Below are 23,243 nucleotides of genomic sequence, written 5' to 3'. Positions count from 1 at the left end.
AAGGTACCTGCTGACAGACAAGCGAAGGAAAATTACAATGCGCGTTTGAGGCGGGCAACCGCCTCATGCATTTGCTCTTCAGTCGCGGTAGCGAACGACAAACGGAACGTCGAGTGATCCGGGTTATCGGCATAGAAGAATTCGCCCGGTACAAATACCACACCCTGCGCCAGCGTCTTTTTCATCCAGTCAGCACAATTACGCGGTTCGCGGAAGCGTGCCCACAGGAACATGCCGCCTTTCGGATATTCAAACGTCAGCACGTCTCCCAGTTCGCGTTCCAGCAGTTCGGCCATAACCTGACATTTCTTTTTATAGGCCGTACGGATGGTTTCGATCTGCTTCGGCAGACGGCCCAGGCCGAGATAATATTCGGCAATTGTCTGCGACAGCGCGCTGGCATGCAGATCCGCCGCCTGCTTGATGATGGCAACTTTGTGCAGTAGCCAGTCGGGCATAATGACCCAGCCCAGACGCAGGCCCGGTGCCAGAATTTTAGAAAATGTCGAAGTGTAGATGATGTTATCCGCGTTACCGTACAGCGCCTTCGACAGCTCGAAAAGCGTCGGCTGGCGTTCTTCAGTGAAACGCAGTTCGCCGTAAGGGTCATCTTCCACAATCAGAAATTCGTGCTGTGCCGCCAGTTTTACCAGCTGTTCGCGACGGGCACGACTCAGGGTCACGCCGCTCGGGTTACCGAATGTCGGGACAAGATATACACCTTTGATTTTCTGCGTCTTCAGCAGTTGTGCCAGCTCATCAACAATCATGCCATCGCCGTCAGAACCGACGGATAACAGTCTGGCCTCCGCCAGTTCCAGCGTCTGTAAGGCTGCCAGATAGGTCGGGCGCTCGACCACGAAAACGTCATCCGGGTTTACCACGGCGCGCATCACCAGATCCAGCGCCTGCTGGGAGCCGGCAGTGACCACAATATCATCCGGACTGGCCACCACACCGCGTTCCTGACAAAGCTCAGCAATACGCTCACGCAGCGTATAACTGCCTTCAGTCAGCCCATACTGAAAAGCATGCTCCGGCTGTTCAGTGATGGCCAGTTGCGTCGCCTCACGCAGACCGTCGAAATCAAAAAGCGCCGAAGAAGGAATACCACCCGCCAGCGAAATAACGCCTTCCATCTTGCTGTGTTTCAGCAATTCCCGGATGGCCGAACTTTTAAGCCTGACCATACGGGCGGCGAGTAAACCTTCTGTGTTCATGACATATTCCTGATGGTATGCAAAGTTATACGAATGTAAGAGATGTTAATTTATAGACAAAATAAAAACCGCAAAGCGCTTGCCGTGCGGTTTGTCAGGTTTAACACCGTTTTTTAAAATCCGAAGCCAGTTTATGCACCGAGATAAGCCGCACGCACTGCTTCGTTCGCCAGCAATGCCGCACCGGTGTCTTCCAGCACCACATGACCGTTTTCCAGCACATAGCCGCGATCGGCCAGTTTCAGCGCCTGATTGGCGTTTTGCTCAACCAGGAAGATGGTCATGCCTTCTTCGCGCAACTGCTGGATAGTGTCGAAAATCTGCTGGATGATGATAGGTGCCAGCCCCAGCGACGGTTCATCGAGCAACAGCAAGCGTGGCTGACTCATCAGCGCACGGCCAATCGCCAGCATCTGTTGCTCACCGCCGGACATGGTGCCTGAACGCTGCACACGACGCTCTTTCAGGCGCGGGAACAACGTAAACACACGCTCCAGCCGCTCCTGATACTGATCGCGTGTGGCAAAGAAACCGCCCATCGCCAGGTTTTCTTCCACCGTCATACGGGAGAATACGCGGCGACCTTCCGGCACAATCGCGATATCGCCGCGCATGATTTTGGCGGTCTGCCACTGCGTGATGTCTTTCCCTTCGAAAATAATCGAGCCGTTCGTCGCACGCGGTTCGCCACATAAACTGCCGAGCAGCGTGGTTTTACCGGCACCGTTTGCGCCGATCAGCGTGACGATTTCCCCTTTATTAATGTTCAGGCTGACTTCATGCAGCGCCTGAATTTTGCCGTAATGGGCGGATACCTGATTAAATGACAACATCTTGTTCTGTCCCTTAGACTTCGCCCATTAACCTTCGCCTAAATAGGCGCGGATCACGTCAGGATTATTACGAATTTCAGCCGGTGTGCCTTGCGCCAGCGGCGTTCCCTGATTCACCACGTAGATGCGGTCAGAAATGCCCATGACCAGTTTCATGTCGTGCTCAATCAGCAGCACCGACACGTTGTGCTGGTTACGCAGTTCAGCAATCAGCTGGTTCAGCTCTTCAGTTTCACGCGGGTTCAGGCCGGCAGCCGGTTCGTCGAGCATCAGGATTTCCGGATGCGTTACCATGCAGCGGACAATTTCCAGCCTGCGTTGCTGGCCGTAAGCCAGATTACCCGCCTGGCGGTTTGCCAGTTCGAGCAATCCGACGCGCTCCAGCCAGTCAGCAGCACGATCCAGAGCATCGGCTTCAGCACGGCGAAAACCCGGCGTTTTGAACAGGCCAGCCAGTACACCGCTTTTCAGGTGCTGATGCTGGGCGACCAGCAGGTTTTCGATCACGGTCATTTCACGGAACAGGCGTACGTGCTGGAAAGTTCGCACCACGCCCATGCGGGCAATTTTCTGCCCCGGCAATCCTTCAAGATGTTGATCACGTAACTTAATGGTGCCGCCGCTTGGTTTATAGAAACCGGTCAGGCAGTTAAATACCGTGGTTTTACCGGCACCGTTGGGGCCGATCAGGGAAACAATTTCACCCTGATTAAGGTTCAGCGCCACGTTGTTGACCGCCAGCAGGCCGCCAAAACGCATCATCAGCCCTTCAACCGCTAACAGAGGTTGCGTACTCATGCCTTTTCCCCCTGATCCGCGATTTGTTGCTTAGACAGTTTCAGTTTCAGTTGCGGTCGCTTCATCGGCAGCAAGCCCTGCGGACGCCAGATCATCATCAGCACCATCAACGCACCGAGCAGTAACATGCTGTATTCATTGAGATCACGCATCAGCTCACGGGATACCACCAGCAGAATCGCCGCCAGGATAACCGCAAACTGCGAGCCCATCCCGCCGAGCACCACGATAGCCAGCACGAACGCAGATTCCGCAAAAGTGAAGGATTCCGGGCTGACAAAGCCCTGACGTGCCGCAAACAGCGTACCGGCAAAACCGGCAAACGCAGCGCTGATGGTGAATGCGGTCAGTTTGATGCGGGTCGGGTTCAGGCCCAGTGAGCGGCAGGCAATTTCATCTTCACGCAGTGCTTCCCATGCACGACCCAGCGGCATACGCAGCAAACGGTTGATAATGAACAAGGTTGCGATCACCAGCAGCAGCGCCACCATGTACAGGAAGATGATGCGATCACTCGGGTCATACGTGACATGAAAGAAGTTGCTGAAGGTATCCCAGCCGCCGTCGCGCGGCGTCCGGCTGAACTCCAGCCCGAACAGCGTCGGTTTCGGGATCTGGCTGATGCCGTTCGGCCCGCCGGTCAGTTCGGTATTATTGAGCAGCAGGATACGGACAATTTCGCCGAAACCCAACGTGACGATCGCCAGATAGTCACCGCGCAGCCGCAAAACCGGGAATCCGAGCAGGAAACCGAATGCCGCAGACACCAGACCGGCCAGCGGTAAGGCTTCCCAGAAACCGATGCCATAATAATGGTTGAGCAATGCGTACGTGTAAGCACCAATGGCGTAAAAGCCGCCGTAGCCCAGCACCAGCAGACCGGACAGCCCGACCACAACATTGAGACCGAGGCCCAGCATAATGTAGATCAGGGTCAGCGTGGCGATATCCACGGTGCCGCGCGAGACGATAAACGGCCAGGCGATAGCGGCGATAATCAGCACCAGCGCCAGCAGTTTTTGTTTTGGCGTTGAGCCATCAAAGCTTGGCAAAACCCAGCCAGGACCCGAGACTTTTTTCAGGCTGCTACTGACCATCGGGCGGAACAACTGGAACACGAAGACGATCACACAACCGATCGCAATCCACGTCCAGCGCACTTCACCGGCCCCGTTGACCACCAGTTTTGTGCCGTCGAGACTCAGCTGCAATCCCATAATGAACGCCGCCAGCACCAGCAGGACGAATGCCGAGACCAGCGCATTTAACAGATTCAGGCGCTTCATACTTTCTCAACCTCCGGGCGACCAAGAATACCGGTCGGCAGCACCAGCAACACCACGATCAGCAGTGCGAAGGAGACCACGTCTTTGTATTCAGTGCTCAGATACGCCGAGGTCAGCGCTTCGGCCACGCCTAAAATCAGGCCGCCGATCATCGCGCCCGGAATACTGCCGATCCCTCCCAGCACCGCTGCGGTGAAGGCTTTCATCCCGGCCATAAAGCCAATATACGGATTAATGACACCGTAAAACTGACCGAGCAGAACGCCCGCCACGGCCGCCATTAATGCACCAATGACGAAGGTCAGCGAAATTACGCGGTCCGTGCTGATGCCCAGCAGGCTGGCCATTTTGAGATCTTCTGCGCAGGCACGGCAGGCGCGGCCCATGCGTGAATAACGGATGAACAACGTCAACGCCAGCATCGCAACAAACGTGACGACCCAGATAATCAGCTGCATGGTGCTGATGGTCGCCGCAAAGCCGTTGGTCTCTCCCAGTTTCCACTGGCCGGTAACCAGACTCGGTAAGGCAAGATCGCGTGAGCCCTGGGTCAGGCTGACGTAGTTTTGCAGAAAAATAGACATCCCGATGGCAGAAATCAGTGCAATCAGACGCTTGGAGTTACGCACCGGCTTATATGCCACGCGTTCAATACTCCAGCCATACGCACTGGAAATTACAATCGCCGCGATGAAACCGGCACCGATCAGCAACCAGCTGGCATCGATACCCATCATCATCAGGGCGGCGATAACGATAAAGGAGACATAACTGCCGATCATATACACCTCGCCGTGGGCGAAGTTAATCATGCCGATAATGCCGTAAACCATGGTGTAACCAATGGCAATCAGCGCATAAGTGCTGCCCAACGTGACACCGTTGAACATCTGCTGAATGAAATAGAGGAACTGCTCTGACATACCCTATCCTTATTAATCAAGGGTTTGATAACTTGTGCTGAGACTGCAACCCGGCGCCTCTTATAACAATAGACGCCGGGCAGAGTAATGCGCTGTTCTGAAACATAATGCCCAAAATCATTCGTGTTGCATCAAGGCGGCAACTGAATGAATCCCCGGGAGCTTACACAGGTAAGTGACCGGGGTGAATGAAGGCGGCCAACGCAGAGGCGGCGCGAAGGATGCCGGGCATTTATTTGATTGGGGTAGACGTGCCGTCTTTATGCCACTCGAAGATACCGAATTCGAATCCTTTCAGGTCACCTTTATCATCCCAGCTCAGCGGGCCCATTACGGTATCCACTGACGCTGATTTCAGATTTTTGGCGATATCAGCCGGTTCCATGCTGCCACTACGTTCCATACCGGTCGTCAGCGCCTGCAATGCGGCGTAAGTCGTCCAGACGAACGGACCGGTTGGATCCAGTTTCTTGGCTTTCAGCGCATCAACGATTGGCTGGTTGGCTGGAACCTGGTCATAGCGTTTTGGCAATGTCACCAGCATGCCTTCAGAGGCATCACCCGCGATGTTAGACAATGAAGAGTTGCCCACGCCTTCCGGGCCCATAAATTTCGCTGCCAGACCGGCTTGTTTTGACTGACGCAGGATCTGACCCATTTCCGGGTAATAACCGCCGAAATAAACGAAATCGACGTTTTCTTTTTTCAGACGCGCCACCAGTGTGGAGAAATCTTTGTCGCCTGCGGTTACGCCTTCAAAAAGAACAACGTTACCGCCACCTTTTTTCAGCGCGTCCTGTACGGAACGGGCCAGACCTTCGCCGTATTGCTGTTTATCATGCACAACAGCGATGCGTTTTGGTTTGATGGTATCGAGGATATATTTCGCTGCGGTCGGACCCTGATCGGAATCCAGACCGGTGGTGCGCATCACCATTTTATAACCACGGGTGGTCAGGTCAGCGTTGGTCGCCGCCGGAGTGATCATCAGCACGCCTTCATCTTCATAGATGTCCGAGGCAGGCTGAGTGGAAGAAGAACACAGGTGGCCGATAACATAACGGATACCGTCGTTAATCACTTTGTTGGCCACGGCAACAGCTTGTTTAGGGTCACAGGCATCGTCATATTCCACGCCAACCAGTTTATCGCCCTTCACTCCGCCTTTGGCGTTGATGTCAGCGATCGCCTGTTTTGCCCCCGTAAATTCCATGTCGCCGTACTGGGCAACCGGACCTGACATAGCACCCACGATGGCAACTTTGATGTCTTTTGCGAACGCCGCCTGACTCATTGCTAATGCGATACACCCTGCCAGCCAGATCTTACCCTTTGTTACTTTCATCCGATTACCCCGTTCATGTGTGTGTTGTGGTTTGCTCTTTGTTGCCTGTTCAAAACGTCATCACTTAGGAAATTTAGTATAAGTAATAACGAGTTACCGGCTTATTTCGTCTTATTTTCGAATAAGACTTTATAATTCATAACATTAAACAGGAATTTTCTTCTGCAAATCAAATGGCACAATCAGAAATATGAGGTGTAAACAGAATTTTATTTGGATGGAAAATCGGTTCCGTTTCAGACAATCAGTCGTTAACGCTGGCATTATTGATTAAAGCCAACATTTATCGCTTATACTCGGATCTCTAAAAAAGTTTTCACGCTGTTACTGTACAAAAAAAGTTACGCCCGATTTTTAGAAGGATCCGCTACACTGGCGTTCCCATTTTCTGACCTTCCGCATCATGAAATTAACTATCCAAAAACTGACGTCACTCAGCGCGCAGGACCTGATCGATCTGGCCAAAATCTGGCCGGCGCAAACTGTAAGTGACTGGCAAGCCAGCCTGCAAAATAACCGTGCGCTGTTCGCGGCCGTGTTTAATGAACGCATTCTGGGCGCAGTCAAAATCACGCTCAACGGCAATCAGGGTGAACTTCACGATCTGTTGGTACGGGACGTCACCCGCCGTCGTGGTGTCGGGTTGTATCTGATGGAGGACTTACAGGCGCAATTGCCACAGGTGAGGAGCTGGACGATGAAGGCTGATGATGACGCCGTTACCGCTGCCTTTATGCAGGCATGTGGTTTTGTGCGGGAAGAAGACGTCTGGAGAAAATCCTGAAGCACGGTGCGTTATCGCTGAATTTGAGGCATAAAAAAAGCGACCCGGAGGTCGCTTTTTTCGTTTTGCGCTACGTTGATCAGGCTTCGATCGCCATACGTAATTTCTTCATCGCGTTCTTTTCAAGCTGACGAACACGTTCTGCGGAAACACCGTATTTGTCGGCCAGTTCCTGCAGCGTCGATTTGTTATCGTCGTCTAACCAACGTGCACGGATGATATCCTGGCTGCGTTCGTCAAGACCTTCCATCGCATAGGAAAGTTTGTCGGTCGCGTCCTGATCCCAGTTATCTTCTTCGATGGTTTCTGCAAAGTCAGAACTCTTATCTTGCAGATAGAGCATCGGTGCCATCGCTGCGCCGTCACGTGGTTCATCATCCGGCGTCGGGTCAAACGTCATGTCCTGTGCGGCCATGCGTGATTCCATCTCCAGCACATCTTTACTGGTCACACCCAGTTCGCGGGCGACGTGCTCGACTTCGTCGTGACTGAACCAGCCCAGACGTTGTTTGTTTTTACGCAGGTTGAAGAAGAGCTTACGCTGCGCTTTAGTGGTTGCGACTTTCACGATGCGCCAGTTACGCAGCACATATTCGTGAATTTCCGCTTTGATCCAATGCACGGCAAAGGATACCAGACGCACACCGACTTCCGGATTAAAGCGACGTACCGCTTTCATCAGGCCAATGTTACCTTCCTGGATAAGGTCTGCCTGTGGCAAACCGTAGCCTGAATAGTTGCGGGCAATGTGAGCAACAAAGCGCAGGTGAGACAGGATCAGCTCTTTCGCTGCCTCCAGATCACCGTTGTAATGCAGCCGTTCAGCCAGCGCCCGCTCTTCCTCTGCGGTGAGCATAGGATAGGCATTGGCGGCCCGAACATAGGCTTCCAGGCTACCTTGGGGTACTAATGCTAAAGTGCGCATTTCTTTGGTCATTAAAGCCTCTCATGTATGACGTAATGCAGGTTTTATACCACGTTGCTGCGGGATGATACCGCGACATTGCTGGCCTTAAAGGCGACAACAAAGCAACGCCGAGCCCTTCATATTCGCTGCTCTACGACCACGAATTTTACATAAAGTTCACGGACAGATTCAACAGTCTAAAGACTGTAAGTGACAGACTGACTATTGGATAGTGAATTTGTGCCATTGCAGGGGAAGCAGGAAAATGATGTGGCTGACTGGCCTGAAACCGCTTCCCCCTGATACACAATGACTGAGCAGCAGGGGGACATTATAGCAAATTCTGACTACTGTGGTGTAAATCGCCGTAAATGTTGAACCGTCGCCAGCCAGGCGGCAATCCAGCCAATCATCGCGGAAACGATCAGCAGCAGCAGGCTTTCATCCCAGCCCAGACCGTGCAGGTCAAAGGTCGTGCCGAAGACTTGCGCAACCTGCGTCACCACGCTCTCAAGACGCAGTACCAGGACTTCCGAGAGGATCAGTGACAACAACGCGCCGGTGAAACCAAGCATCGCACCACCGTTGAGGAACGGTCGCAAAATGAAGCCATCGGTCGCACCGATAAGCTTCATGACGTTGATGGTGTCGCGCCGGCTGAAGATACTCAGTCGCACACTGTTACCAATGACGAGGAAGACCGCAATCACCATCAGGATGCCGATCATCGCCGCAATCTGTCCGACCAGACCGGTCAGCGCCGCGAGACGGGCAAACCAGCTGTCATCCATACGCACTTCATCCACGCCATGCACAGCCGCCACGCGGTCGCGCAAGGTGTTGAGTGTTGCGGCGTCCTGGAAATTCATTTTAGGCGTGATGATAGCCACGGCCGGCAACGGGTTTTGCTCCAGCATATCCATAGCGCCGCCAAAGCCTGACCAGTTGCGGAATTCACCCATCGCTTCTTCGCGGGACAGATAGTTAACTTTATCCACCCCTGCTTCCGTTTTCAGGGTTTTCACCACGTTTTCTGCGGCATCATCATCCAGTGCTTTGTCAAGATACACCGTCAGTTGTGGCGTCGGATACCACTGCTCTGCGGCCGTACTGACGTTCTTCCATACCAGATAACAGACACTCGGCAGCGTCAGGGAAATAGCGATCACCATCACCGTAAGCAGCGTTGCCAGCGGCTGACGCAACATGTCAGCCAGCGCATTCATCCACGCATAGCGCCACTGCTCGCGCCAGCCTCCCTGTAATGCTTTGCTTTTCGCAGCACGGGCGCTTTTTGCGGTTTTCGCCGGGTTCGGACTGTTTGCCATTAGTACACCCCTCCCGACATCCGCCCCTGACTCAGCGTCAGCGTGCGATAATTACGACGGGCAATCAGACCCACATCATGCGTCGCCATCAGCACGGTGACGCCGACACGGTTAAATTCTTCGAATAAACGCAAAATACCTTCTGATAGTTCACCGTCAAGGTTACCCGTCGGCTCATCCGCCAGCAGCACTGCAGGTTTGTTCACCACTGCGCGGGCAATACCCACACGCTGTTGTTCACCACCGGAAAGCTGGATCGGCAGGTTCTTCGCTTTATCCAGTAATCCGACTTTATCCAGTGCGGCCGACACGCGGCGACGAATATCTTCACTGCTGGCCCCGGAGATGATCAGCGGCATCGCCACGTTGTCATAGACCGTACGGTCCATCAGCAAATGGTGATCCTGAAAAATCATGCCGATCTGGCGACGCAAAAACGGCACTTCACTGGATTTCAGGCGGCTGATATCATGACCGCCAAACAAAATATGTCCGGCACTCGGTCGCTCAATACCGCAAATCAGCTTCAGCAGGGTACTTTTACCCGCGCCAGAGTGTCCGGTCAGAAATGCCATTTCCGCTTGCTGGATGTGAAAGTTGACGCCCTGAAGCGCCTGTCGTCCGCCCAGATAAGCTTTACTGACCTGTTCAAAGCGAATCATCCGTATTAATCCTCTCGGGCAAAAAGTGCCTCAATAAAATCGTCTGCCTTAAAAGGCCTTAAATCTTCGATACCTTCACCGACACCAATGTAGCGGATCGGAATGCTGAACTGATCAGCGATGGCAAAGATCACGCCGCCTTTTGCGGTGCCATCCAGTTTAGTCAGCGTTATTCCGGTCAGTCCGACGGCTTCGTTGAATAATTTGGCCTGACTGACCGCGTTCTGGCCGGTGCTGGCGTCGAGCGTCAGCATAACTTCATGCGGTGCATCTTCGTCGAGTTTCTTCATCACCCGGACGATTTTCTTCAGTTCTTCCATCAGGTGCGCTTTGTTTTGCAAACGGCCTGCGGTATCGGCGATCAGTACGTCGATATTGCGGGCTTTCGCCGCCTGAATGGCATCGAAAATGACGGAGGCGGAATCGGCACCGGTATGCTGCGCAATCACCGGGATCTTGTTACGCTGACCCCAGACTTGCAACTGCTCAACGGCCGCCGCACGGAAGGTATCGCCTGCCGCCAGCATCACAGATTTACCCTGTGCTTCAAACTGGCGCGCCATTTTACCGATGGTGGTGGTTTTACCGACACCGTTCACACCCACCATCAGAATGACATACGGGGTTTTGCCGCTGACATCCAGTGGCTCGTCAACTTTTGCCAGTATTTCGGACATTTCTTCCTTCAGCTTGCCGTACAGCGCATCGGCGTCTTTCAGTTGCTTACGCGAGGCATGTTCTGTCAGTGAAGTGATGATTTTACGGGTAGTTTCGACGCCAACGTCGGCAATCAGCAGCTGTTCTTCCAGCTCCTCAAACAGATCGTCATCGATTTTCTTACCACGGAACAGGCTGACAAAACCGGAGCCCAGATTCTGCTTCGTTTTGACCAGGCTGCGTTTAAGACGGGCGAAGAAACCTTCTTTAGTCGGGCGTTCCTGTTCAGTTTCACCGGCAGGCAGGACGACGATAGGATCCAACGCCACAGGCAGCGGTTCGTCTACCGCCGCGTTATCGTCAACAGAATCAAGGGTATCCTGACGCTGGTCTTCCGCAATCTCTTCTGCCGATTCAACAAACTCATCTTCAATGACTTTTTCTTCAACAACCTCAGGCTGCGCGGCAACCTGTTCGGTGATGTGAACAATTTCTTGTGCCAGTTCAGCCGAGGCCTGTTCGCGAACCGGTTCCGGTTCAGCTTCCGGCTCTGTCAGCGGCTCAGGCTCAATTTCAGGTTCCGGTTCGATTTCCGGCGCGGGTCCGACTTCCGGTTCTGGTTCAACAACTGGCTCACGTTCAACCGGAACACCCGGTTCTTCAGCAACGGCTGACTCTTCATGCTCAGGCACGGACGCCGGTTGTTCTTCGACAACGGACTGTGCGTCGCGTGTTTCTTCCTTCTGCTGCTCTTCTTCCTGACGGCCACGACCGAACCAGGAGAAGAAACCGCGTTTTTTATCTTTTGCCATTTTACAACGTCACTCCTCGCCGTTAATGACTGGCGAACGGATTATTAATAGGGTTATGGTCAGGCAGTCTATCACTTTCCCCTGCAGGCAACACGCCCGCGTATTGAATTCCGCTGGTTTTTCAATCGACAATGTTAAACATTTGCCCATTGCCCACACACCGGTAGAATAGCCCTCCAAACGATAAGTAACGAAGCCTGACGGCTTTGGATGACACAAGCGAACTATGGCAAAAAAACCCAACACGCCCGCCGCAGGCCAGATCCGAATTATTGGCGGACAATGGCGCGGACGCAAACTTCCGGTTCCCCACAGCCCGGGGTTGCGACCGACCACCGATCGCGTACGTGAAACGCTGTTCAACTGGCTGGCGCCGGTTTTGCAGGGTGCGCATTGTCTGGACTGCTTTGCAGGCAGTGGCGCACTCGGTCTGGAGGCATTGTCCCGCTATGCGGCCAGCGCAACACTGCTGGAGTTTGAACGGCCGGTTGCACAACAGTTAGAGAAAAACCTGGCGCTGCTAAACGCCGGTGATGCGAAAGTATTTAACGTCAATACATTGAACTGGCTGGCAAAAACCGGAAATGCTTTTGACGTGGTTTTCCTCGATCCGCCTTTCCGCAAAGGCATTCTGCAAGACACCCTGAACCTGCTGGAGCACAACCAGTGGCTGGCTGACGAAGCCTGGATTTATGTCGAAACAGAAGCCGAACATGACACTCTGGATGTGCCTGCCAGCTGGCGGTTACACCGTGAGAAAGTCGCCGGACAAGTTGCTTATCGCCTCTACCATCGCGATGTGACGCCTGAAACCGGCTCACCAGAACAGGAGCAGTAAGATGTTGATCAATATTGGTCGGTTGTTGATGTTATGTATTTGGGTGTTTCTGGCGTTTAACCTGATCCACCCGTTCCCTAAGCCGATCAAATACTTTCTGGACGTGGCGATTGTGTTCATGTTCTTCATGCATGGTTTGCAGGTAATGCTGCTTAAAGCCACGCAGGGCAAGGAAAAAGACACCATCGGCCCGTGGCTGCAAACCCGCATCTTCCTGTTCGGCGTCTTCGAACTGATGGCTTGGCAGAAAAAACAGCCGCCGCTGCCAGCTAAAAAGTAATCCCCGCTTTTACGGCGCGCCCTGCGCCGTAAATTCCTCTCATCCTGAACCCACATACATCAGACCTGCCGTTACGGGGATTTCTGATTGTCGCCGCCATGCTCTCTCTCCTACACTGAAAGCAAGTCCGGGAAAACAGGATGCGTTTTTCTGAAGGCAGACCCTGACATCGGTTTTTATGTTCTGTGCTGAAATATAAAAGGATAAACAATGAGTTGGCCATTCCTCGCTGTATTTTTCTCCGGCTGGTTATTCGTTGATGCCAGCTATCGCGGCCCGCGCTGGCAGCGCTGGGTCTTTAAACCCGTCACCCTGTTATTGCTCCTTTTGCTTGCCTGGCAGGCACCGACACTCAACGTTTACAGCTATCTGATCCTGCTGGGTCTGGCGGCGACGCTGGTGGCTGACGGCCTGTTACTGTTGCCTGAAGAACGCTTTATGTATGCCATCGGTGCGTTCTTCCTGTCGCATCTGCTGTATACGCTGAGTTTTGCCAGCCAGATGACCATCACTTTCTTCTGGCCGCTACCGCTGACGTTGCTGATCCTCGGTGCAATACTTCTTGCCGTGATCTGGACGCGGCTGGCTGAACTGCGTTGGCCAGTGACCACTTACATCGCCATGACCCTGCTGATGGTCTGGCTGGCGGGCGAACAGTATTTCGCACGCAGCACCGACATGGCGTTTTCGTTATTCTGCGGCGCGGCGCTGTTACTACTGGGAAATATTCTCTGGCTGGTCAGCCGTTACCGCTTTACCTTCCGCGCCGCTGACGCGCTGGTTGCCGCCTGTTATTTTGGCGGGCACTTCCTGATCGTCCGGTCGCTATACCTGTAAAATATCCCGCCGCGGAACCGTTCTGGTTCCGCTGATAAAATACTTGTTGACCTTAGAGCTGACTCCAGGGTTTACACTGGGAGTCATTCCACTCGGTTCCAAACCGGAGGCTTTATGATCCCACTGCAAAAAAACAACGGCTGTAGCTGCGGATGTCAGGGCAAACGTGCGCCTGCACTGCGTATCAACAAAATCGGCGCTATTGCACAGCCGGGCACCCATCCGGCAGGTTGCTGTAGCGAAAAAGCCACGCTGGCGGTTTCTGCCTGCGCCACGACAGACAGTTGCTGTGCGCCAAAAACAGGTGAGCACTCACACACATCAGACGGCAGCGGCACTGAAGGCTCGCCGGGTGAAGATGACCCCGGAGTACCGCTTTCCGGCAGTCAGCAATACAGCTGGAAGGTGGAAGGCATGGATTGCCCGGCCTGTGCCCGGAAAATTGAAAAAGCGGTTTCCGGCATTCATGGCATCAACCGCGCCAAAGTCTTGTTCGCCACCGAAAAGCTGGTGATTGATGCCGGTTTTGATATCACCCGGAACGTACAGAATGCCGTCACCGCCGCAGGTTTTACCCTGCAATCGCTCGACAAGCCACACAGTAAACCTGCCGCTGAACCTTCCCGTTTCCAGGAAGCGCTGCCTCTGATCGCGCTGTCGGCGCTAATGTTGCTGAGCTGGATTCTCGACCATATCAATCCGCAGGCTGGCAAAATCGCGTTTATCGCCACGACGCTGGTCGGGCTATGGCCGGTACTGCGACAGGCGATTCGCCAGACACGGGCCGGTTCGCCATTCGCCATCGAAACGCTGATGAGTATCGCCGCGCTCGGTGCACTGTTTATCGGGGCTACGGCCGAGGCGGCCATGGTTCTGCTGCTATTTATGGTGGGTGAACGCCTGGAGGCTTTTGCATCCGGCCGTGCACGCAGCGGGGTAAAAGCGCTGATGGCGCTGATCCCGGATACCGCCGTCCGTATTGTGAATGGTCAATCGGAAACCGTGCCGGTCAGCCGTTTGCGTCCCGGCGATATCATTGAAATCGCGGCAGGTGCACGCCTGCCTGCCGACGCCGTTTTACAAAGCGCCGCCAGTTTCGACGAAAGCGCGCTGACCGGTGAATCAGTGCCTGTAGATCATCTGCCCGGTGAAAAAGTACCGGCGGGCAGCCTGTGTGTTGACCGGCTGGCACGCCTCGAAGTGGCTTCCGCACCGGGCAGCAGCGCCATCGACCGCATCCTGCAACTGATTGAAGAAGCCGATGAACGCCGTGCGCCAATCGAGCGTTTCCTTGATACCTTCAGCCGCTATTACACACCGGTCATTATGCTGATGTCGTTGCTGGTGATTATCGTTCCCCCGCTGGCAATGGGGCTGTCGTGGGAGACCTGGATTTACCGCGGGCTGACACTGCTGCTGATTGGCTGCCCGTGTGCGCTGGTGATTTCAACACCTGCCGCCATTACGTCCGGACTGGCAGCGGCCACGCGTCAGGGCGCATTAATTAAAGGGGGTGCAGCGCTTGAGCAACTGGCGCTGATTCAAACCGTTGCGCTGGATAAAACCGGTACGCTAACTGAAGGCAAACCTGAAATCACGAAGATTTTACCGCTGAACGGCGCCAGCGAAGGCGAGGTATTAAGTCTGGCATCTGCGGTAGAAGAAGGTTCGCATCACCCGCTGGCGCAGGCGATTCTGACCCGCGCAAAAACCAGTAATCCGCTACCGCTCACGGCGCAGGATCGCCGGGCCCTGGCCGGTGCCGGCGTCGAGGGTGTGGTCGCAGGCCGTAAAATTCAGGTGCTGGCCCCGAAAAGTGTCACGCCAAACGGCCTGACGCCGGAAACCTTTGTGCAAATTGCTGACTGGGAATCCACAGGAAAAACCGTCGTCGTGGTATTACAGGAAGGGAATGCGATCGGGCTGATCGCCATGCAGGATCGTCTGCGTGATGACGCGGCCGACGCATTGCAGAAACTCAAAGCACTGGGCGTGTCCGCCGTCATGCTGACCGGCGATAATCCGCGCGCGGCAAAAACCATCGCGGACCGCCTGGGTATTGATTTTCGTGCGGGTCTGCTGCCTGCCGATAAAGTTTCGGCGGTCACCGCGCTGAATGCACAGAAACCGGTCGCCATGGTCGGTGACGGGATTAACGATGCGCCTGCCATGAAAGCGGCGACAATCGGTATTGCGATGGGAAGTGGGACGGATGTCGCGCTGGAAACGGCGGATGCCGCGCTGACGCACAACCGCCTGAGCGGACTGGCGCAGATGATCAGTCTTTCACGCGCCACGCGGGCGAATATCCGCCAGAACATTACGATAGCGCTGGGGCTGAAAGCGATTTTCCTGGTGACCACGCTGATGGGTCTGACCGGATTGTGGCTGGCAGTGCTGGCGGACTCCGGTGCAACAGCGCTGGTGACCGCCAATGCGCTGCGGCTGTTGCGCAATAAATCGAAATAAACCACACGGGCTGAGCCATCAGCCCTGTTTTTCCCTCAACCCTTTGCACAGTAAATAACGATACGGCTGATTATCGGTATCAGATGCTAATAACGTGTGTTCCATAAAACGGCAGAAACCGGGAATATCGCGGGTCGTTGCCGGATCATCGGCGATAATCAGCAGTGTTTCGCCATCTTTCATGGTGCGTACCACTTTGCGAACCATCATCACAGGTTCCGGACAGCGCAAGCCCAGCGCATCAAGCTGATGGTCGGGATTGATAAAGGGATCGGTCATTTCGTTTCTCTACACTTCTTTGGGCGCAGCAAAGCCTCATAGTTTAACCCGCTGGATTTCACACGCAACAGACAGAGCTCATTGCGCTAAAATTAACCGCCGGCCCTGTTGCGCAAACGGTGCGCAAACAGTTACTATGCGCGCCGCAAACAGCTAACGCCCCTGCGGTTTCAAGAATGCAGGGTATTTGGGTTCCCTCACCCCAATCAACTAAAAAGGTCACATATATGTACTCCTTTACTGCTCAGCAGCGGTTCTCCGCGCTGATATGGCTTTCGCTATTCCACATTGCCATCATCACCTCAAGTAACTATCTGGTTCAGCTGCCCGTTTCCATCTTTGGTTTTCATACCACCTGGGGCGCGTTCACTTTTCCGTTTATTTTTCTGGCCACCGATCTGACTGTCCGCATCTTTGGTGCACCGCTGGCACGACGGATTATTCTGTCCGTGATGGTGCCCGCACTGGCCATTTCCTATGTCATCTCAGCGTTATTCTTTGAAGCGCAATGGCAGGGCATGGGAGCGCTCAACAGCCTGAATATCATGGTTGCCCGTATCGCCACCGCCAGTTTTATGGCGTATGTGCTGGGGCAAATTCTCGATGTTCACGTGTTTAACCGCCTGCGCCAGAACCGCCGCTGGTGGATAGCGCCGGTCGCCTCAATGTTCCTCGGCAATATCAGCGACACGCTGTCCTTCTTCTTCATCGCCTTCTACAAAAGCAGCGATGCCTTTATGGCTCAGCACTGGGTAGAAATCGCGATGGTGGATTACACGTTCAAAGTCCTGATCTGTCTGGTGTTCTTCCTGCCGATGTACGGCATGCTGCTCAACATGCTGCTTAAACGTTTGTCAGCAAAGGGAAACACTCCGCATTCTGCCGTCAGCGTGCATTAAACCCGGTCGCCGGTAAGACACAAATCGCGCCATAATCTGACTTGCATTTGTGGCCTGAATAGGTTGCCATAAAGGCTGTTAAGTCAACATGTAAGCCTGGTGAACAGGCCACTTAAGGAAGCCCGATGCGTAATATCGCGAAAATGATGGGAATGGCAGTACTGATCGCCGGTCTGGCTGCGTGTGACGGTAAGTCGACCGATGCACCGGCCACAGATAAAGGTGCACCGGCGGCCGCAGCGGCGGCGGCGACCACACCAGTCAGCCTGCTGGATGGCAAAGTCACCTTCTCCCTGCCGCAGGGGATGAGCGATCAGAGTGGTAAGCTGGGTACTCAGGCCAATAATATGCACGTGTATGCAGACAGTACCGGCCAGAAAGCAGTGATCGTCATTTTGGGAGATAACACCCCCGAATCACTGGACGTTCTGGCGGGTCGTTTACAGGATCAGCAAAAAGCGCGTGATACCAATCTGCAGGTCGTCACTAATAAATCTATTCAGGTGAACGGCCAGACGTTGCAGCAATACGACAGCGTGATCACTTCTGCCGGTCAGAAAGCCTATTCGTCTATCGTTTTGGGCAAGGTCGACAGCCATTTGCTGACCCTGCAAATTACCCTGCCTGCGGATAATCAGCAGCAGGCACAAACCGATGCAGAAGCCATTATCAGTACCCTGAAAATTCAATAAATTCAGGGGTGATGGAAATATCAGGCGGGGCTCAGGCTCCGCCTTTTTTGCTTTGTGCTGTTACCCAATCTCACAACCCCGCCCGATTGTAATAAAAATGTAACATTTCCGTCATAAATCACAGTCCGTTTGTGCGCGAATAGCTAACATGATGTTCGTTATAGAACACATTGGCCCAGCCATTTCCCCATGGCTCATGATGAGTCGGACCTGATTTATGCCATCGGAGGCATGTATGCTCAGTATCTTTAAACCCGCGCCCCACAAAGCTCCTGTTGATGAGACTCACGTCGATCCGCTGTACCGCCGCCTCCGCTGGCAAATATTTATGGGGATTTTCTTCGGTTATGCGGCCTACTATCTGGTGCGCAAAAACTTCGCACTGGCGATGCCTTATCTGATTGATCAGGGCTTCTCACGGGGTGACCTTGGTTTTGCGTTGTCCGGGATTTCCATCGCCTACGGCATCTCAAAATTCATCATGGGTTCGGTGTCGGATCGTTCGAATCCGCGCGTCTTTCTGCCTGCTGGCCTGATCCTGGCCGCCGCAGTGATGTTATTCATGGGCTTCGTGCCGTGGGCAACGTCAAGCATCGCCATCATGTTTGTCTTGCTGTTTCTGTGCGGATGGTTCCAGGGAATGGGATGGCCACCGTGCGGACGTACTATGGTGCACTGGTGGTCACAGAAAGAACGCGGTGGCGTGGTATCGGTATGGAACTGCGCACATAACGTCGGCGGCGGCATTCCTCCGCTGCTGTTTCTGCTGGGTATGGCGTGGTTTAACGACTGGCATGCGGCGCTGTATATGCCTGCTTTCGGCGCCATCTTGCTGGCGGTATTTGCCTTCATGACCATGCGCGATACGCCGCAGTCCTGCGGTCTGCCGCCGATTGAAGAATACAAAAACGATTACCCGCCGGACTATGTAAAAGAATCTGCTGAGCAGGAACTGACGGCGAAGCAGATTTTCATGCAATACGTTTTGCCGAATAAATTGCTGTGGTACATCGCGCTGGCCAATGTCTTTGTCTATTTGCTGCGTTACGGCATTCTGGACTGGTCGCCGACGTATCTGAAGGAAGTGAAGCACTTCGCGCTAGATAAATCTTCCTGGACGTATTTCCTTTATGAATACGCAGGCATTCCCGGCACCCTGTTGTGCGGCTGGATGTCGGACAAAGTCTTCAAAAGTAATCGAGGCGCAACCGGCGTGTTCTTTATGGTGCTGGTCACCCTCGCGACCGTGGTGTACTGGCTCAATCCGGTCGGCAATCCGGGCATTGATATGGCCTGTATGATCACCATCGGCTTCCTGATTTACGGGCCGGTAATGCTGATTGGTTTACATGCGCTGGAACTGGCACCGAAGAAAGCAGCCGGCACCGCCGCCGGCTTTACCGGACTGTTTGGATATCTTGGCGGCTCGGTCGCGGCCAGCGCCATTGTGGGTTATACCGTGGATTACTTTGGCTGGGACGGCGGTTTTATCGTGATGATTGCCGGTTGTGTGCTGGCCGTTATTCTGCTGCTACTGACCATGCTCAGTGAAAACAAACATAAGGCGCAGCTGGCAAAAAGTGCCTGATATTGGGTTTATCTTCGTCGAAAGGCACCGAAAAGTGCCTTTTTTACGCGCCATCCGGGAGAATGCGCTTGCCCGTTTCATCAAACAATAAAATGCTGGCGGCATTAAACCCGAACCTGAGTGGCGTATTTTTAGCAAAGGAGAGCTGTTTCGATGACTTCATTTTCAGGATATGTTCGCCAAAGCGCGCATAGACCAGCGTGGAATCACCCTGCAATTCAGTGAAAACAACCAAAACCTCAAACGCGTGATCTGTCACTTCATTCAGGCGAAGCAGCTCGGGGCGGATCGCCAGCGATACTGCTTGCCCTTCCCGGACAGCCGTGAATTTATCGCCCAGCGGGAATATCGGCTGGCCCTGAATACTCAGTTGTCGATCAATGACCTGCGCCGGGATTACATTGATTTTCGGCGTACCAATAAAACCGGCGACGAACAGACTGCCCGGGCAATTATAGAGTTCAACCGGCGTGCCGGTTTGCTCAATGTGTCCCTGGTTCAGCACCACAATCCGGTCCGCCAGCGTCATCGCCTCGACCTGATCGTGGGTCACGTAAATCATGGTGTTTTTCAGGCGGGCATGAAGCTGACTGATTTCCTGACGCATCTGCACACGCAGTGCCGCATCAAGATTCGAAAGTGGTTCATCAAACAAAAACACTTTCGGCTGCTGAACAATGGCACGCCCGATGGCAACACGCTGACGCTGCCCGCCGGAAAGATTTTGCGGCAACCGGTCCAGCATGTCATCCAGCCGCAGAATCAGTGCCGCTTCGCTTATGCGCCGGGTGATTTCTTCCGGCGGCGTACGGATATTCTTCAGACCAAATGCCAGGTTCTGCCTGACGGTCATGTGTGGATAGAGTGCGTAGGACTGAAATACCATCGACAGACCGCGCTTTCCGGCGGGCAAATCCGTCACATCGGTTTTTTCAATGTGGATAGTCCCGCCGCTCAGCGTATCCAACCCGGCAATCATACGCAGTAACGTTGATTTACCGCAGCCTGAAGGACCGACAAGCACCAGAAACTCACCGGAATGGATCTCCAGAGACAAATCGGGGATCACGACCGTTTTGTCATAATATTTTTGGATATTTTTTAGCGTTAAGGCTGACATAACGTTGTCCTTTGTAACAAACAAACGGGCGGTTACGCCCCGGCAAGGGCGAGGAGTTTCCCGGTGATTTCAGCTAACAGCGCGTTAGATTGTCGGGTTTCTACGTTGAGCCGCAGGAGCGGCTCGGTATTGGAACAGCGTAAATTAAACCGCCAGTTATCAAATTCCATACTCAGCCCGTCGGTCAGACGGGTGCTCAGCGCCTGGTGTTGGTAATGGTCGCGGACACGGCGGATGGCCTCAGCGGGCTGACTGACTGAGATGTTCATTTCGCCGGATACCGGAAAAAGGGCTTTACGGGCAGCAACCAGCCCGGACATTTTCTGACGACTCTGGCTGAGATGTTGTAATACCAGTAAAGCCGGGATCATTCCGCTGTCGCAGTAGCCGAAATCCCGGAAATAGTGATGGGCGCTCATTTCTCCGCCATAAATAGCGTTTTCACTGCGCATTCTTTCTTTGATAAAGGCGTGGCCAGTTTTGGTTTCGATGGCGATGCCATGACTGGCATTGATAATGTCGCGGGTATTCCAGACCAGACGCGGATCATGAAGGATTTTTTCGCCAGGCGAACGTTGCAAAAATAACGCGGCCAGTAATCCTACAATGTAGTACGCCTCAACATAATCACCCCGTTCATCAAAGATAAAGCAGCGGTCAAAATCACCATCCCAGGCAATGCCTAAATCTGCCCGATGCGCGAGCACCGCATCGCGCGTCGCCAGCCGGTTTTCCGGCAGCATCGGGTTGGGAATACCGTGGGGAAAAGTGCCGTCCGGCTCATGATGAATTTTTATCAGATTCAGGGGAATACTGCGTGCCCGAAAGGCATTTTCCAGCGCATCCAGCGTCGGGCCCGCCGCACCGTTACCGGCATTAACCACCACCCGCAGCGGCCGTCCGAAGGGTAAGGTTAAATAGCTAAGCAGATGATCCAGATAAGCGCTCCGGTTTGAGCGCTGTTGATACGAACCGGGCTGCGCCACCGTCGAAAACAGGTGATTTTCAGCCAGCGCCTGAATATCCTTTAACCCGCTGTCGCTGCTGACCGGCCTCGCCTCCCTGCCCACGATTTTCATGCCGTTATAGTTGTCCGGGTTATGACTGGCGGTAATCTCGATCCCGCCGTCCGCCTGTAAAGAACGGGTGGCAAAATACACCTCTTCACTGCCGGTCATGCCGATATCAATCACGTCCGTGCCCTGATCCATGAGTCCACGCGCAACAGCCAGCTTGAGAGCGGACGACGTCAGACGAATATCACTGCCCAGCACGACCCGCTGCGGGCGGTAAAAAAGGGCAAATGCGCCGCCGATACGATAAGCAATATCGTCATTAAGTTCGGTGCCCAGTACGCCACGAATATCATAAGCTTTAAAACAATTTAATAAGACCATATTTCATCCTGAAAATTGACATCAGTACTTTCGACTTCATGGCGAGCCCCTAAATATCAGGTTGAGCCACGTATAATGAGGGTAAATTCGAGATCGTAGTGAATATTCGGTTTTCCTTCTAATAACAGGCCAGCGGCTACTTCTCCTTTTTTAACAGGATCCTGAGAAATGGTGGTGAGGGCAATTTCATTTCCGGCTCGCGGGATATTATCGAAACCGGTAATGGCGATATCCTGTGGAACCGTTAATCCTGTTTTCCGACAGTAATTCGCCGCGCCTTGTGCAAACCGATCCGACAGGCAAATCAGCGCGGTAATTTCCGGATTACGGGTAAGTAATGCCTTTGCGGCAATTTCACCAAATTCCTCATGGTGACTTGTCTCACAAAGAAAACATTTATTCAGATTTATATTTCCGGCATGGAAAGTCTCCACACAGGCGTTTACCCGGGTGATCATGACGTCATTATCACCGGAAACAGGAACGGTCAGCGGCTTTATTCCTTTACGCCCCTGCAAGGACGGAAAGGAAATAATACCAAATTCGCGGTGCCCTTTTTCCAGCAGGTGATGACAGATTTCATGCATCGCCTTGCGGTTATCAATCGATACACTGCTGTGCGGCGGAATGCGAAAATCTGTTGTCACCACCGGCACCTTTTTCGCCAGCGCCTTGACGATGATCTGATCATTAATATGCGTAGCATTAAGTATGTAGCCATCGACTGCCGTGTTAATGGCACTGATCTGCGGGCCCTGCTTATTATGCAAAGGGATCAGGATGAGGCTGACACCTTCTTTGTCACATTTTGCGGCGATACCCTGCATCAGCTGCACGTCATGACTGTCGGTAAACACGTAACTGAGCGTGTCGTTAAAGATAATGCCAATCGCATTCGATTTACCGGTACGTAATGCCCGCCCCACATTATCCGGGCCATAAAAATTAACCGAGTGAGCATAATCTATAATTCGTTTTTTTAATGATTCTGATAATTTCCCCGGATTATTAAAGGCATTCGACACCGTCGTGTGTGTTACGCCTAATTCCCTGGCAATGGACTTCAGTGTTATCTTACTCAGCGTGAATACTCCCTGATGCTTAAATAATACAGTAAAAAATCAACTGCAGTATTAATCGCCTATAGTTAGTCATAAGAAAATGTGTTTTGCAATGAATATAAAAATAAAGTTTAACGTTAAACAAAACCATTTGTGTGACGACAATAACATTTATAACCCAATTTTACATGCTAGCGTTTAAATAGACATTCACTCATAAAATAATAA

22 protein-coding genes are annotated in these 23,243 nt (G+C 53.2%); 8 read left to right on the top strand and 14 right to left on the bottom strand.

Annotated elements, in window-relative coordinates:
- Nucleotides 1-32: 32 nt before the first annotated feature.
- The 6 genes from J1781_RS04565 to J1781_RS04540 all read right to left on the bottom strand — a co-directional run bounded on the left by J1781_RS04565 (nucleotide 33) and on the right by J1781_RS04540 (nucleotide 6,405).
- Entirely contained in the window at nucleotides 33-1,220 is a 1,188-nt protein-coding gene (locus J1781_RS04565) for an aminotransferase-like domain-containing protein (RefSeq protein WP_129992161.1), read from the bottom strand.
- 131 nt (nucleotides 1,221-1,351) lie between these two features.
- Nucleotides 1,352-2,053: a high-affinity branched-chain amino acid ABC transporter ATP-binding protein LivF gene (livF, locus tag J1781_RS04560; RefSeq protein ID WP_015699082.1), complete on the bottom strand. Its 702-nt coding sequence runs from the start codon at nucleotides 2,051-2,053 to the stop codon at nucleotides 1,352-1,354.
- A gap of 27 nt (nucleotides 2,054-2,080) precedes the next feature.
- Nucleotides 2,081-2,851, bottom strand: a complete 771-nt coding sequence (gene livG / locus J1781_RS04555; RefSeq protein ID WP_217233260.1) for a high-affinity branched-chain amino acid ABC transporter ATP-binding protein LivG — start codon at nucleotides 2,849-2,851, stop codon at nucleotides 2,081-2,083.
- Nucleotides 2,848-4,137: a high-affinity branched-chain amino acid ABC transporter permease LivM gene (locus tag J1781_RS04550; RefSeq protein ID WP_129955181.1), complete on the bottom strand. Its 1,290-nt coding sequence runs from the start codon at nucleotides 4,135-4,137 to the stop codon at nucleotides 2,848-2,850. The genes livG and J1781_RS04550 overlap by 4 nt, the downstream gene beginning before the upstream one ends.
- The gene (livH, locus tag J1781_RS04545; RefSeq protein ID WP_013577467.1) at nucleotides 4,134-5,060 is read right to left on the bottom strand and encodes a high-affinity branched-chain amino acid ABC transporter permease LivH; all 927 of its coding nucleotides are present in this window, start codon (nucleotides 5,058-5,060) and stop codon (nucleotides 4,134-4,136) included. Before livH ends, J1781_RS04550 begins: the two co-directional genes overlap by 4 nt.
- A 232-nt stretch (nucleotides 5,061-5,292) precedes the next feature.
- Nucleotides 5,293-6,405, bottom strand: a complete 1,113-nt coding sequence (locus J1781_RS04540) for a branched-chain amino acid ABC transporter substrate-binding protein (RefSeq protein WP_129955182.1) — start codon at nucleotides 6,403-6,405, stop codon at nucleotides 5,293-5,295.
- A 403-nt stretch (nucleotides 6,406-6,808) separates the two neighbouring features.
- Between J1781_RS04540 and panM the strand changes: the two genes are divergently transcribed.
- Entirely contained in the window at nucleotides 6,809-7,189 is a 381-nt protein-coding gene (gene panM, locus J1781_RS04535; protein WP_217233259.1) for an aspartate 1-decarboxylase autocleavage activator PanM, read from the top strand.
- Nucleotides 7,190-7,268: 79 nt separating this feature from the next.
- Here panM and rpoH read toward each other — a convergent pair whose 3' ends face one another.
- The 4 genes from rpoH to ftsY form a co-directional block, all read right to left on the bottom strand.
- Complete coding sequence (gene rpoH / locus J1781_RS04530) at nucleotides 7,269-8,126, bottom strand: RNA polymerase sigma factor RpoH (protein WP_015699086.1); 858 nt, start codon at nucleotides 8,124-8,126, stop codon at nucleotides 7,269-7,271.
- Nucleotides 8,127-8,443: 317 nt separating this feature from the next.
- Nucleotides 8,444-9,424, bottom strand: coding sequence for a permease-like cell division protein FtsX (gene ftsX / locus J1781_RS04525; protein ID WP_129955184.1), 981 nt, complete (start codon nucleotides 9,422-9,424; stop codon nucleotides 8,444-8,446).
- Entirely contained in the window at nucleotides 9,424-10,086 is a 663-nt protein-coding gene (gene ftsE / locus J1781_RS04520; protein WP_013577472.1) for a cell division ATP-binding protein FtsE, read from the bottom strand. Before ftsE ends, ftsX begins: the two co-directional genes overlap by 1 nt.
- 5 nt (nucleotides 10,087-10,091) lie before the next feature.
- Nucleotides 10,092-11,555 (bottom strand): signal recognition particle-docking protein FtsY, encoded by a 1,464-nt coding sequence (gene ftsY, locus J1781_RS04515; protein WP_129992158.1) that lies wholly within the window; start codon nucleotides 11,553-11,555, stop codon nucleotides 10,092-10,094.
- A 226-nt stretch (nucleotides 11,556-11,781) separates the two neighbouring features.
- Between ftsY and rsmD the strand changes: the two genes are divergently transcribed.
- The 4 genes from rsmD to J1781_RS04495 all read left to right on the top strand — a co-directional run bounded on the left by rsmD (nucleotide 11,782) and on the right by J1781_RS04495 (nucleotide 15,979).
- A complete protein-coding gene (gene rsmD, locus J1781_RS04510; protein WP_217233258.1) occupies nucleotides 11,782-12,393 on the top strand; it encodes a 16S rRNA (guanine(966)-N(2))-methyltransferase in 612 nt (203 codons plus the stop codon).
- A gap of 1 nt (nucleotide 12,394) precedes the next feature.
- Nucleotides 12,395-12,673, top strand: a complete 279-nt coding sequence (locus tag J1781_RS04505) for a DUF1145 family protein (protein WP_129955187.1) — start codon at nucleotides 12,395-12,397, stop codon at nucleotides 12,671-12,673.
- Nucleotides 12,674-12,883: 210 nt separating this feature from the next.
- A complete protein-coding gene (locus J1781_RS04500) occupies nucleotides 12,884-13,510 on the top strand; it encodes a lysoplasmalogenase (RefSeq protein ID WP_129992156.1) in 627 nt (208 codons plus the stop codon).
- A gap of 114 nt (nucleotides 13,511-13,624) precedes the next feature.
- Nucleotides 13,625-15,979 (top strand): zinc/cadmium/mercury/lead-transporting ATPase, encoded by a 2,355-nt coding sequence (locus J1781_RS04495; RefSeq protein ID WP_217233257.1) that lies wholly within the window; start codon nucleotides 13,625-13,627, stop codon nucleotides 15,977-15,979.
- A gap of 18 nt (nucleotides 15,980-15,997) precedes the next feature.
- On the opposite strand, the gene tusA is transcribed toward J1781_RS04495, so the two are convergent.
- The gene (tusA, locus tag J1781_RS04490; RefSeq protein WP_129992154.1) at nucleotides 15,998-16,258 is read right to left on the bottom strand and encodes a sulfurtransferase TusA; all 261 of its coding nucleotides are present in this window, start codon (nucleotides 16,256-16,258) and stop codon (nucleotides 15,998-16,000) included.
- 227 nt (nucleotides 16,259-16,485) lie between these two features.
- Here tusA and J1781_RS04485 point away from each other — a divergent pair, with 227 nt between their 5' ends.
- The 3 genes from J1781_RS04485 to glpT all read left to right on the top strand — a co-directional run bounded on the left by J1781_RS04485 (nucleotide 16,486) and on the right by glpT (nucleotide 19,437).
- The gene (locus J1781_RS04485) at nucleotides 16,486-17,157 is read left to right on the top strand and encodes a 7-cyano-7-deazaguanine/7-aminomethyl-7-deazaguanine transporter (protein ID WP_129992153.1); all 672 of its coding nucleotides are present in this window, start codon (nucleotides 16,486-16,488) and stop codon (nucleotides 17,155-17,157) included.
- 125 nt (nucleotides 17,158-17,282) lie between these two features.
- Nucleotides 17,283-17,849 carry a DcrB family lipoprotein gene (locus tag J1781_RS04480; protein ID WP_217157791.1) on the top strand — a complete coding sequence of 189 codons (567 nt, stop codon included), beginning with the start codon at nucleotides 17,283-17,285 and terminating at the stop codon, nucleotides 17,847-17,849.
- Nucleotides 17,850-18,084: 235 nt separating this feature from the next.
- On the top strand, nucleotides 18,085-19,437 hold the full coding sequence (glpT, locus tag J1781_RS04475) for a glycerol-3-phosphate transporter (protein WP_217137699.1): 1,353 nt from the start codon (nucleotides 18,085-18,087) through the stop codon (nucleotides 19,435-19,437).
- 43 nt (nucleotides 19,438-19,480) lie between these two features.
- Here the strand turns inward: glpT and J1781_RS04470 are convergent, their stop codons facing one another.
- The 3 genes from J1781_RS04470 to J1781_RS04460 are packed head-to-tail and all read right to left on the bottom strand — an operon-like array spanning nucleotide 19,481 to nucleotide 23,036.
- Nucleotides 19,481-20,557: an ABC transporter ATP-binding protein gene (locus J1781_RS04470; protein ID WP_217219525.1), complete on the bottom strand. Its 1,077-nt coding sequence runs from the start codon at nucleotides 20,555-20,557 to the stop codon at nucleotides 19,481-19,483.
- 32 nt (nucleotides 20,558-20,589) lie between these two features.
- Complete coding sequence (locus J1781_RS04465; protein WP_217219524.1) at nucleotides 20,590-21,954, bottom strand: phosphohexomutase domain-containing protein; 1,365 nt, start codon at nucleotides 21,952-21,954, stop codon at nucleotides 20,590-20,592.
- A 56-nt stretch (nucleotides 21,955-22,010) separates the two neighbouring features.
- Nucleotides 22,011-23,036 carry a LacI family DNA-binding transcriptional regulator gene (locus tag J1781_RS04460; RefSeq protein WP_217233272.1) on the bottom strand — a complete coding sequence of 342 codons (1,026 nt, stop codon included), beginning with the start codon at nucleotides 23,034-23,036 and terminating at the stop codon, nucleotides 22,011-22,013.
- Between the last annotated feature and the right edge of the window lie 207 nt (nucleotides 23,037-23,243).

Origin of the sequence: Rahnella perminowiae, assembly GCF_019049695.1 — a bacterium.
Lineage (GTDB): Bacteria > Pseudomonadota > Gammaproteobacteria > Enterobacterales > Enterobacteriaceae > Rahnella > Rahnella perminowiae.
The sequence above is the reverse complement of the archived record's forward strand: the minus strand, read 5'-3'. Positions and strand labels throughout refer to the sequence as shown.